Source organism: Ancylomarina sp. YFZ004, assembly GCF_054254355.1.
Map to the genome: position 1 here is coordinate 242,264 of NZ_JBTCHQ010000003.1, position 13,275 is coordinate 255,538.

General features: G+C 36.7%; 8 protein-coding genes. 6 read left to right on the forward strand and 2 right to left on the reverse strand.

The annotated features are described in order from the left end of the window. Positions 1–52 precede the first annotated feature (52 nt). A complete protein-coding gene (locus ACXR6G_RS06605) occupies positions 53–3,415 on the reverse strand; it encodes a methylmalonyl-CoA mutase family protein (RefSeq protein WP_458360621.1) in 3,363 nt (1,120 codons plus the stop codon). Positions 3,416–3,669: 254 nt separating this feature from the next. On the opposite strand from ACXR6G_RS06605, the gene ACXR6G_RS06610 reads away from it, so the two are divergent. The 4 genes from ACXR6G_RS06610 to ACXR6G_RS06625 all read left to right on the forward strand — a co-directional run bounded on the left by ACXR6G_RS06610 (position 3,670) and on the right by ACXR6G_RS06625 (position 6,843). Continuing rightward, positions 3,670–4,221 carry a sigma-70 family RNA polymerase sigma factor gene (locus ACXR6G_RS06610; RefSeq protein WP_458360622.1) on the forward strand — a complete coding sequence of 184 codons (552 nt, stop codon included), beginning with the start codon at positions 3,670–3,672 and terminating at the stop codon, positions 4,219–4,221. Positions 4,222–4,225: 4 nt separating this feature from the next. Further along, entirely contained in the window at positions 4,226–4,489 is a 264-nt protein-coding gene (locus tag ACXR6G_RS06615) for a hypothetical protein (protein WP_458360623.1), read from the forward strand. Between the two features lie 195 nt (positions 4,490–4,684). Next, a complete protein-coding gene (locus ACXR6G_RS06620) occupies positions 4,685–5,671 on the forward strand; it encodes a transporter (RefSeq protein ID WP_458360624.1) in 987 nt (328 codons plus the stop codon). A gap of 23 nt (positions 5,672–5,694) precedes the next feature. After that, complete coding sequence (locus ACXR6G_RS06625; RefSeq protein WP_458360625.1) at positions 5,695–6,843, forward strand: DUF3179 domain-containing (seleno)protein; 1,149 nt, start codon at positions 5,695–5,697, stop codon at positions 6,841–6,843. Positions 6,844–7,051: 208 nt separating this feature from the next. Here the strand turns inward: ACXR6G_RS06625 and ACXR6G_RS06630 are convergent, their stop codons facing one another. Beyond that, a complete protein-coding gene (locus ACXR6G_RS06630) occupies positions 7,052–7,648 on the reverse strand; it encodes a transposase (RefSeq protein WP_458360626.1) in 597 nt (198 codons plus the stop codon). Between the two features lie 566 nt (positions 7,649–8,214). On the opposite strand from ACXR6G_RS06630, the gene ACXR6G_RS06635 reads away from it, so the two are divergent. Together ACXR6G_RS06635 and ACXR6G_RS06640 are read left to right on the forward strand one after the other, a co-directional pair. Beyond that, positions 8,215–11,202 (forward strand): insulinase family protein, encoded by a 2,988-nt coding sequence (locus ACXR6G_RS06635; RefSeq protein ID WP_458360627.1) that lies wholly within the window; start codon positions 8,215–8,217, stop codon positions 11,200–11,202. 196 nt (positions 11,203–11,398) lie between these two features. Continuing rightward, positions 11,399–13,273 carry a metallophosphoesterase gene (locus ACXR6G_RS06640; RefSeq protein WP_458360628.1) on the forward strand — a complete coding sequence of 625 codons (1,875 nt, stop codon included), beginning with the start codon at positions 11,399–11,401 and terminating at the stop codon, positions 13,271–13,273. Positions 13,274–13,275 lie beyond the last annotated feature (2 nt).

A 13,275-nucleotide genomic window follows, 5' to 3' on the forward strand; every position in this document is an offset into this window, starting at 1 on the left:
ACTTGCAAATGAGTAAATTGGGACTGACTATTCAGCTTATTCGAGAGATAATTTACATGTTTCGACGGTACTTTCCACCTACTTCGAAGAGTGCATGAGTTATTTGTCCAATAGAACAATACTTGGCAGCATCCATTAAAGTATCAAATAAGTTATCATCGGCTATGGCTTTCTTTTTTAATTCATTAAGAGCCAAAGAAGCCTCCTTTAAATAGGTTTTATGCAAGCCTTCAACTGACTTAATTTGATAGTGTTTCTCCTCTTCAGTAGCTCGGATGACCTCCTCCGGAATCACTGTAGGAGAACCGGTACTCGAAAGGAAAGTGTTCACACCAATAATAGGTAAACCACCTGAATTCTTGAGCCTTTCGTAATAAAGAGATTCTTCCTGTATCTTATTTCGCTGATACATGGTCTCCATCGCTCCTAGGACGCCACCTCGCTCGGTAATTCTGTCAAACTCCAGCAAAACAGCCTCTTCAACCAAATCGGTTAGCTCCTCAATAATAAAGGAGCCCTGCATAGGATTCTCATTGATGGCCAAGCCTAATTCACGATTAATAATCAATTGAATAGCCATGGCACGACGAACAGATTCCTCTGTTGGAGTCGTCAAAGCCTCATCGTAGGCATTTGTATGTAATGAATTGCAATTATCGTAAATCGCATAAAGAGCCTGCAAAGTCGTTCTAATATCATTAAAATCCATTTCTTGAGCGTGGAGAGATCGTCCTGAGGTCTGAATATGGTATTTTAGCTTCTGAGAGCGCTCGTCAGCCCCATACTTATATTTCATTGCCTTTGCCCATATCAAACGAGCAACGCGTCCTAAAACGGCGTATTCTGCGTCGACACCATTGGAAAAGAAAAAAGAAAGATTCGGAGCAAAAGCATTTACATCCATCCCGCGTGACAGATAATACTCCACATAGGTAAAACCATTGGACAATGTAAAAGCCAACTGACTGATCGGGTTAGCTCCCGCTTCAGCGATATGGTAGCCTGAAATAGAAACCGAATAGAAGTTTCGAACTTCATGATCGATAAAGTAGGCTTGGATATCTCCCATTAGTTTCAATGAAAAATCTGTAGAGAAAATACAGGTATTCTGTGCTTGATCTTCCTTAAGGATATCAGCTTGAACCGTACCACGCACCCTACACATAGTTTCAGCCTTTATTTTCTGATAAACCTCTGCCGGCAAAACCATATCCCCTGTCACACCCAAAAGCATTAAGCCTAAGCCTTCGTTTCCATTGGGTAATTGACCTTGATAGTTCGGTCTTTCGTTTTTTCTTTGCTCAAATATTGAATCAATTTTCTGCTCAACTTCCTTTTCTAAGCCATTCTCGCGAATATATAGCTCACATTGTTGGTCGATAGCGGCATTCATATAATAAGCTACCATAGCTGCCGATGGACCATTTATGGTCATAGATACCGATGTTTTGGGCGACATCAGATCAAAACCAGAATAAAGCTTCTTAGCATCATCCAAACAAGCGATAGAGACCCCAGCATTACCAATTTTACCATAAATATCCGGACGAGCATGTGGATCTTCACCATAGAGCGTTACAGAATCGAAGGCTGTTGACAGACGAGCAGCTGGCATACCTTTAGAAAGATAATGAAAACGTTTATTCGTTCTTTCAGGTCCTCCTTCTCCAGCAAACATCCTCGTTGGATCCTCATCTTCTCGTTTGAATGGAAAAACACCTGCCGCATAAGGAAATTCACCAGGTACATTTTCTCTTAAATTCCACCTCAGAATATCACCCCAAGATCTATATTTTGGTAAAGCAATCTTTGAAATTTTATTGTGAGATAAAGTCTCACCTTTTGTCGCAATTTTGAATACTTTCCCTCTAACCTGATATTGATAAAAATCCTCAGAGAACTGCTTCTGCTTTTCTGGCCAATTCTTGATGATTTTTAGATTCTCTCTATCAATTTTATCTTCCGTATCTGCTATTAATGCTTCGAGATTCGAAATAAGTGAAACATCACTTTTTCTATCAGATTGAAGCTTTTCCTTTGTTTTATGCAGCGAATACAACAAATCCGCTTTGTTTGACTCCTCTTCGCTACGCTTGTTGTAACCCCTAATCGTTTCTGAGATTTCAGAAAGGTAACGAACACGGGATGGAGGAATCACTTGAATCTTTTTACTAACCTCCAATTCAATTCGATTTTCAAGTTCAAAAACACCAGGTCTAATTTCAATCAATTTTTCGCTTATAGCATTGAAAAGGGCATTCACACCTGGGTCATTAAATTGAGAAGCTACGGTACCAAAAACGGGCATATCTTCAAGCTTATTTTCCCATAACAAGTGGTTACGTTGGTATTGTTTTCTCACATCGCGTAAAGCATCCAAAGCTCCTCTCTTATCCGACTTATTAATTGCAATGATGTCGGCATAATCTAACATATCAATTTTCTCAAGCTGTGTTGCAGCTCCAAACTCAGGTGTCATCACATAAAGGGAACAATCCGAATGATCTATTATCTCCGTATCAGACTGTCCAATTCCCGAGGTTTCAAGAATCACCAAATCGAAGCCTGCATTTTTTGTAATGCATAAAACATCTTTAATGTGTTTAGATAAAGCCAGATTGGTTTGACGAGTACTGAGTGAACGCATGTAAATGCGAGGAGAGTGCACTGAATTCATACGAATGCGATCCCCCAACAGAGCGCCTCCTGTACGACGTCGTGATGGATCTACTGAAATTACAGCCAACTGCAAATCAGGATAAACATCTAAAAAGCGTCGAATCACCTCATCAATCAAGGAAGATTTCCCCGCTCCTCCTGTCCCCGTAATACCTAGGCATACTGAATTAGACATGCTTTCCTCAGCCCTTAATTTTCCCATTAAATCAGAAACTGTTTCAGGATAATTCTCCACAGCTGAAATCATCTTAGCCAAAGCAGGGTGATTTGTCTTATTTAGCTCATCAATAGAAACATTCACCTCTTTACCGCTAGGAAAATCACAATTTTCAAGCAAATGGTCAATCATACCTTGTAGGCCCAAAACTCGTCCATCATCAGGAGAGTATATCTTAGAAATTCCATATGCTTCTAATTCTTCAATCTCAGTAGGTAAAATAACACCACCACCACCACCAAAGATTCTAATGTGTTCAGAACCTCCTTCAACAAGCAAATCTCGCATGTATTTAAAGAACTCATTATGTCCTCCTTGATAAGAAGTTACAGCAATCGCCTGAACATCTTCTTGAATAGCACAATCGACTATCTCCTGAACAGAACGATTGTGTCCTAAGTGGATCACTTCAGCTCCTGAAGCTTGAAGAATACGTCGCATAATATTAATTGAGGCATCATGACCATCGAAGAGCGAGGCTGTGGTCACAATTCTAATTTTATTCTTTGGAATGTACATAGGGTTTGTGGTTTGATCTTTGGTTAATTTGATGATTAATATACAATAAATATATGAATGCATCTAGACATCATAATCAAACATCTTGCTTTACTACAACACAATAGCTTTGAAAACCACAAATAAAAGAGATTGTAGTGTTTTATTATTATCTTGAAGAAGTAATTGAAATAATGAGAAAACTAGTATTGGGATATATTAATAAACCCAATAGCTACTCGCCTCTTATTAAAAAGTGAACTCAAACTCTAATCATGGAAAAAGATTTTTTAGAATCATTGGTTCATCTGCATACAAAAGACCTTTACAATTGGGCCTTTTATAAAACATCACATACTGAAGTCGCTAAAGATCTGGTTCAAGATACCTTTCTTGCGGCAGCTGAAAAGCTGTCTAGTTTTAAAGAAAAGAGTTCACCTAAAACCTGGCTGTTTTCTATCTTAAATCATAAAATTATCGATTTCTACCGAAAAAGAGTAAACCAAACCACTAGTCTTGACAACAACAGTTTATCAACATATTTCGATGATAAAATGGATTGGAAAGAGAGTAAAAAACCTCAAAATTGGGAAGAAGATGAAAAACACCTTCTGGATGATCATGATTTTCAAGCAATCTTAAAAAAATGTTTGGACCATTTACCTGAAAAATGGAACACTTGTGTAAAGCTCAAATACCTTTCTGAAAAAAATGGAGAAGAGATTTGTAAGGAAATTGGTATTTCAACGACTAATTTTTGGCAGATTGTTCATAGAGCAAAATTAAAACTAAGAGATTGTATTGAAACCAACTGGTTAAAAAATTAATGTGATGATGAGAAAAATAATGCACCTACTTTTTCTATCCTGCCTAAAGGCAAGTAAACTTATTGAGAAAGATCTTCATCTAAAATTAGGCTTTAGAGAAAAACTTCAATTAAGACTACATAAAACTATGTGTCACACATGCAATAGATATGGAAAACACAGTATTTTAATTGAAAAAGGCATACGTGATTTACAGAAAAGAGAAGCTATTTTAGTTGATTTTAAAAAATTAGAAGAACACATAATACTCAAAATAAAGAAGGCTTAAATAGTCTTTAAAATTCTCTAATATTTCCCCAATAACTCTCAATCATTCATAACTTCATTCTGTTCTGATAAGTTTTTAAAATAAATTTCTCCTTTTCTGTCATGAATTGATATTTCTACGACTATTAATTTGAAATACGTGAATGTTTCAAATTAGAAATCTAATCGTATATGTCAAATATCAAATCTATCAGACATGAGATATTTATGCTTTTTTTTGATCCTTTTTTTACTGCTAGATATACAAACGAAGCTTTTTGCACAAGCCTGTTGTACGGGAGGCGCACCTATTACCACCAATTTGGGGATACAAAGTTATTCTGAAAAGCAATTAACCATTGATTTAAGCTACGATTACAACAGTTTGAGAGATTTGTACGCTGCAAGTCAAAATCTCCACGATAGTCGTCGGACAAGACAAATTAAGAGCCTTTTCTTAAGGACAAGCTTTGCACTAAATGATAAATGGTCATTTTCGGTAATTCTACCCTACCTATGGCAAGAGCAGCTTGTACGTTCCGACTTTGGGAGATCTAACCAGAATACTGAAGGCTTTGGTGACATGGTCATATTAGTACAGCGAAGTTTAATAAATACCCACAAGCAGCAATTATTAATTGCTGCAGGACCTAAGCTACCAACGGGTAGTATTTCTAAAAAGGATAAGGAATTCGGTATTCTATTGGCTCCCGATTTACAACCGGGAACAGGTTCATTTGATGGCATTGGGGCACTTTCTTATTCTCGATATGGAATCATTTCCCCTGCAAGCAGTGCTTTTGCACTGATAACCTATCGACACAGCTTTGAACAAAACCGCAACTCTGGACAAGAAAAATACCGATTTGGTAACGAATTTGCTTTAAATATTGGCTTGGCACATAGTATTCCTCTAAGAAAATGGAGCTTGAACCCAAATCTACACTATCGTTTCAGAAAGAGTGGTAAAGACGTCAACAATGGCTTCGACTTTCCAAACACGGGGGGTGAATGGATGTATCTAGTTCCGGGATTCAGACTCAATTCAGCCAAAGGCATAGTCATACACAGTTCTATAGAGATTCCTATTCACACAAATGTAACTGGAACACAGTTAGTAACGAGTCAGAAATGGCAATTGGGTATTACTTATCCAATTAATTTGAAAAAAGACAAAGCCTTTCGCCTTAAATACGGCAAATAATATCAAAACTAAATTCTTATATCATGAAAAAGCACATACAAATATGGATAGTGACTATTCTTCTTATGGGAATGGCTTGTAGCAGTTCGGATTCTGATGATGGAATGAATCAAGATCCAACTCCATCTCCGACACCTCCAACTTCTGAATCAGGTCAGATTAAAATTATTTATGATGATTTTCAAGCTAACTCATTAGTGATTGTTGGTAGCTCTGGCTTAGGATTCATGGTGGCTTTTAATCGTGTTGTTGATGGCAATGAAATGAATTTCACCGTTGTTCAAGATTCCCTACCAATTGTTATGAAAGATGATAAGGGTGCTTATTGGGATATCTTTGGGAAAGCTATCGATGGACCTGATGCAGGCAAGCAACTCTCATCCCCAGCATCCTTTATTGGATATTGGTTTTCTTGGGGAGCTTTTTACCCTGGTTTGGAAATCTATGATAACACATTAAGCCCACCCAACCAAGGTGAAAGCGTTAGCGGTTCTGATGCTTGGTCTATTCCTAGAGATGAAGTTTTTGTAGGTGCTCCTAAAGAGGCCATACCTTCCATCGATAATCCTGAATTTGTAAGGAATAAAACTACAAAAATAGGTGATCCTGATAATTTCCTAGACGACAGTGAATTGGTTGTGATGGTCAATATTAACGGTACTGTACATGTGTATCCTCATAATATTATGAATTGGCATGAAATTGTAAACGATGAAATTGATGAAACCAAGTTTGCTTTGGTGTTTTGTCCACTTACCGGCACATCAACAGCATGGAATAGAAGTATAAATGGTGTTACATCCACCTATGGGGTTTCCGGATTTCTATACAATAGCAATGTGGTGCCTTACGATAGAGTTTCAGGTTCTAACTGGTCTCAGATGTTACTAAAGTCAGTAAATGGCTCATTGGAAGGAACGGAATCAATTAATATTACTAGCATAGAAACCAATTATTCTACTGCACAAATAATCAGTAATGACTTTCAACAGTTAACCACGGATACGGGCTTTAACAGAGACTATACTCGCAATCCTTATGGTAGTTATCCAACAACGTCATCAATCATGTTTCCACTCAATTTTGAAGATAACAGACTGCATCCAAAAGAAAGAGTTCTGGGAGTAATTATCGGGGAAAATGCAAAGGCATATCGTTTTAGCTCATTTTAAAATAGCTTAAGGGCCTATAATAAGATCACATAACTCCTCAATTTATTTAAAGGTCAACTAAGCAGATAGATGAGGTTTGTGATCTTATATTTTCATTAAAAATAATAGGCCAAACAATGTGATGAATAATAGCTTGGGGCTATCAAGCTGCCTATAAGCTATGTTAATGAGACGCGATAAATCGCGTCTGTACGAGTTCTCATATTTTTTATGATTTAGCATCATCTCTAAATTTATCGGTCTTCCATTTCAAAGGATTATCGTGGATATATTCCTTGATTCTCAGAAAGTCATCATCATCTCGAATGATATGATCCCAAAAACGTGTATGCCAGGCGAAATCAGCATGAATTTTTCGGGATTCGAATGATACACGCCCTTTATACCAACGTATTATTTTCGATAAGCCATCCGATAACATGGGATTCTTATTCCCCGTTATTCCACCACCACCCGTACAGACGCGATTTATCGCGTCTCTTTTATCAAGATTTATCGCATTTCCATCATTGGAATTTATCACATTTGGATTATTGATAATAATGATACCATGAATGTGATTGGGCATAACAACAAATTCATCTAATTCAACAAATGGATAATGCTGAGGTATTTCATGCCAATATTTCTTGGCTATCTTCCCAATTGCTGACAATACCATTTCTCTTTTTGCAATATCACCAAAATAGAATTCCTTATTTTGGGTACAAATCGTGACATAGTACAGTGCATACCACGAATAATCCCAATTTTGCAAACGGGCTGATTTTATTCGGTATTTCCCTTTAAATTTATCTGACATCATTCAACGACTTCAACATATTAGGTGCACAAAACCTCAATTCTCTTGAAATCCTGCTCAATTGATAAGTCAATTTCAAATTTAATTACGTGAAATACAAGAGTTTTGATAAATTCCGTGTGGGATTTCGAAGTTTTTCCCAATAGGGATAATGGAAAAAGTAAAAAAAATGGAGCTGGTTTAAAAGGCAAATTTGGATACCCCTCCTATCCTTTTTATCAAACTGCGCCTCTTCTCCTAATTATTCATAGGAAAGTGCAAAAAACAAGATCGATTCTAATGAGAAAAACACCTATTTACAATTGGCTAATAGACGCATCTACACTATTTCTTCAGACAATCATAAGTATGTTGTTTTTATGTTTATAGTTTTTTAACAATATCATCGATGATCTTTATATTCAGGTATAATAACCACTAAATACTGAAAGTTATCGAATATAACATTGATCTACACGATGTGTCTACACAAGGCTAAAGGTATTTTACTATATTTACTTTGGTTTGTAAAGTAGACTACTTTACAAACCAAAAACTAATCAAAATAACCATCATCAAAATCATTTAACATGAAAAGAAAAATTGCATATTTCTTTATTGTGGCTCTATTTGCTGTATTTACAGCTTGTACCCCCAAAGAGAAATTTCAAGCGGGAGAAAAGTATCATGGATTTACTCTTGTTGAGAAAAAATTTGTGGAAGAAGTAAATGCCAATTGTCTGCTATTTAAGCACGACAAGAGTGGTGCTCGATTACTAAAGATTGCTGCCGCTGATCAGAATAAGTTGTTTAATATTGCCTTTAAAACAACACCTCAAAATGATTGTGGTACACCTCACATTATGGAGCACTCAGTATTGAATGGCTCAAAAAATTTCCCGGTAAAAAGTCCTTTCGACATTTTGATAAAAGGTTCCTTAAATACCTTTCTAAATGCCATGACAGGTTCAGACTTTACAACCTATCCGGTAGCAAGTATGAACGATAAGGATTATTATAACCTGATGCATGTTTATCTTGATGCCGTTTTTAACCCTAATCTTCGTACCGATCCTAAAATTCTTCAACAAGAAGGCTGGCACCACGAATTGGCAAGTAAAGACGACGACGTTGTATACAAAGGCGTTGTTTATAACGAAATGAAAGGATCTTTCTCTAATCCTAGTAGAGAATTGGGTTACCAGGTTAATAAAATTCTTTTCCCAGATAATACTTACGGTGTTTCTTCGGGAGGTTACCCTAAAGCTATTCCTCAATTGACTCAGGAAGATTTTGTAAACTTCCACAAAAAGTACTACCACCCAGGCAACAGTTACATTTTATTATATGGTAATGCCGATCTAGATAAAGAACTACAGTTTATCGATACTGAATACTTATCTAAGTACGAGCTTTCAACTGAAAAAGTGGAGATTCCTTTGCAAAAACCATTTGAAAAAATGAAGGAAGCTGAGAAAACGTATGCGGTATCTGATGGTGATTCTACAAAAGACAAAACTTTCTTAAACATGAGTTTTGTTGCTGGTAAAGGCGGTGATGTTGCCTTAGGTTTAACCTTCGATGTTTTAGCCGATGCTTTGGTTAATCACGAATCAGCTCCCCTACGCTTAGCTCTACAAGAAGCTGGAATCGGTAAGGATGTAGGTGCTTATTACAACGCTGCAAAACAAGGCGTTTTCGATATTACAGTTGAAAATGCTAACCCTGAAGATAAAGACCGTTTTAAAGAAATCGTTCTTAATACAATGAAAACAGTTGTAGAAAAAGGTTTTGATAAAACAATGGTTGAAGGAATTCTAAATCGTATGGAATTCAACATGAAAGAAGGTAATACGCCACAAAAAGGTATGATGTATTTATTCCAATCATATCAAAGCTGGATGTTTGCTAATGATCCATTCCAAGGCTTGGAATATAATAAACCATTGGAAGAAGTTAAGAAAGCACTAACAACAAATATTCTTGAAACAACAACAACAAAATATTTGGCTAACAACCCACATGCTTTATTGATGGTTTTAAAACCAGAACCTGGTTTACAATCTAAATTAGCTGAGGAAACAAAAGCAGAATTAAAAGCATTTCAGGATGGTTTAAGTGATGATGAAACAGATAAGTTGATTGCCGAAACTAAGGAATTGATTGCTTATCAAAAAAGAGAAGATACACCTGAAGCTAAAGCTAGTATTCCAATGCTTGAGTTGGCAGATATCACTAGTGATATTGAGTGGTTTGGAATCGATAAGAAAAATGTTTCTGATATTGAAATCTTACACCACAACGCTTTCACAAACAATATCCTATACAGTAATTTGTATTTCGATATTCGTACATTACCTAAGGATCTTATTCCATATGCAGAATTATTATCATCGTTCTTAGGTAAACTGAATACAGAAAACTACACTTATGGTGAACTGGATAATGCCTTGAATATTCAAACGGGTGGATTCAGTACTTACACAACCACTTTCCTTGAAGATCATTCGGATGATAAGATTATTCCAAAATTTGCTGTATATACCAAAGCTACTGCTGAAAAAGCTGGAAAAATGTTTGAATTGGCTAATGAGGTGATTAATCATTCAAAACTAAACGATAAAGATCGTTTGAAGGAATTACTTAAACGTCATCAATCGAGAGTAGACTACAACATTAAGAATAATGGTTTAAATTATGCCATGACTCGTCTTCGTTCATATTACTCTAAATATGGCGCTTACAGCGAGGCAACTGACGGATTAGATTATTACCGTTTTGTTACCGATTTATCAGATAATTTCGATACTAAAAGTGACGAGCTTATTGCTAATCTTGAAAAAACAGCAAGCTTACTTTTTGCCAAAAAAAATATGATTGGTTCTGTTACTTGTGACGAGAAGGACTTTATCTCCTATTCAACAGGAATGAAGAATCTTGCTGGAGAACTAAAAGAAGGACCAGTAAGCTTAAACAACTGGAAATTTGATTTCAAAAAGAAAAATGAAGGTTTAAAGACTGCATCGAAAGTGCAATATGTCGTTAAAGGTTATGACTTTAAAAAGCTGGGTTACCAATACAATGGTAAAATGAGAGTCCTAAACCAGGTTCTTTCAACCGACTGGCTTCAAAAGCAGGTTCGTGTAATTGGCGGAGCTTATGGTGGCTTTGCTGGAATTTCGAATAGTGGTAATGTATATTTTGCGTCTTACCGCGATCCTAATTTATCAGAAACCTTTGATAATTATAACAACACTCCTGGCTATTTAGAGCAATTTGAAGCTAATGAAAAGGAAATGACTCGTTATATTATTGGTACTATTTCTCGAATGGATGGTCCTATGACAGCTTCTCAAAAAGGAAAGCGTGCCATTAAGTATTACTTCGAAAAAACGACACAAGAAGAGTTAAAAGCTGAACGCGAAGCCGTTTTATCTACAACACCAGAAGATATTAAAGGTATGAAAAAAATGGTGGAAGACATTTTATCGCAGAATGCCATTTGTGTGTATGGTAATGAAGAAAAAGTAACAGAAAATGCGAAACTGTTTAATAATGTAATTGGTCTAACAGAATAAGTAATCGTTTAGATCAGAATTATAAAGGAGCCCATGTGGGCTCCTTTTTTTTTGTTATCACAAAACCAAGTCCCTCCATTTCAAACTTCTACAATTAGAATTAACAGTAATTTCACCTAAAAAAATCTGCAAGCCTCCCACTCTTATTGTATCTTTAATGGAAATCAAGACATTGTAACCTCAAAAATAAGATATAATGAGAAAACTATTAATCGGTCTATATCTCTCCCTCCTGATTATTCCTACAAAAGCACAAGAAATACCAGCTGTTTATTCCAATATGGGTACTGATGAACAAGGCGTCTTCTTACAATTGGAAAACAAGAGAATCTATGCTGTTCCTCCTAATGACCAGTTTCGCTTTAGCGATTTATATTCGAACGTAACTGGTACACAGAAAGGATTAGATTTCGATTTTAAATTTCCCGAACTCAATGGAACTCTATTCTATGGTTTTATCAATTATAAGGATGGTAGCTTCCCTCAGCCTGTCTACTTCAGAGAAAGTGCTCCTATCATCGATGGGAAAACAAACATTCCTATTGCATCCAGGCTATCAGGCAGGTACGATATGATCGGCTGGGAGAAATCGGGTCAAGGTGTTTTGGGGTATCGAATCGTCGCTGGTGACGGGACCATACTCTATGATGGGAAAGCGGCTTTTACCCATAAGGACACTTTATTTACAGCTGTTCCAACCGTTATTGAAGGTCCTTTCATCAATAAATTGACAGATAAAGGCGCTACAATCTCTTTCACAACATCACAAGAGGTAAAGGCTACAATTGAAATCAAGGGTAAATTATTTAAGGATAAGAGAGCAAGTTTTCAGCACGAAATCACAATAAATAAGTTAAAGGAAGGAACGACATACGATTACAAACTACAAGTTGGTGAGTTTAGTTTTGACTTCAATTTCGAAACGGCTCCGCTCTCTGGTTCGCGTCAACCATTTACCTTTGCCTATGGTAGCGATTCGCGAGCTGGCCAAGGTGGTGGCGAAAGAAATATTTTTGGAACCAATGCTTATATCATGAAACGCATTGCTTCTGTAGCTAAAGCTGAAGGTGCCAAATTTGTACAATTCACAGGTGATTTAATCGATGGTTATGAAGTGAGCAGAGAGCGAATGAATCTTCAATACGCTAATTGGAAGCATGCCGTTGAACCTTATTGGCATTATATGCCTTTTTATGCAGGCTTTGGTAATCACGAGGCCTATTCCTATCTCTTTAATGATACTGTGGCCAATTATGACTATATGATTGATCATTTCCCATTTGCTGATGATTCTGGGGAATCCCTCTTTCAAGATAACTTTGTATTACCAGAGAATGGTCCCAAAAGTGAAGATGGATCCATCTACGACCCCAACCCATCTATCATGGACTTCCCATCCTATAAAGAATCGGTTTATTGGTACAGCTATGCCAATGTTGCTGTAGTCGTGCTCAACTCCGATTATTTCTATGCACCTCAGGGCATACATCACGCCAGTGGAAATCTACATGCCTTTATCATGGATAATCAGAAGAGATGGTTAGAAAAAACGCTTAAACAGCTTGAAAAGAATAAAGCCATCGATCATGTCTTTATTAGTCTACACACGCCTTTTTTTCCAAATGGTGGTCATGTAAAGGATGATATGTGGTACAGCGGTGATAACCGTTACAGAGCAATGGTAGCTGGGAAAAGCTATATTGAAGGTATAATTCAGCGAAGAGATCAGCTTTTAGATCTTATAGTGAATAAAAGTACCAAAACAGTAGCTGCACTTACGGGCGACGAACACAATTACAATATGTTGACCATTAAGGAAGATATGCCTCGTTATCCTGACAATTACCCACATGATAAGGTGAAACTGACACGAACTTTCTATCAAATTAATAATGGTGCTGCAGGTGCGCCATACTATGCACAGGAAAAGACACCATGGATGATGAACCTACGAAACTTCTCTACTCAGAATGCCATTGTCCTTATTGATGTGGAAGGAGATAAAATAAAAGTAAGAGTAAAGAACCCCGATACACTCGAATTGATAGATGAATACACTTTAAGAGAATAATC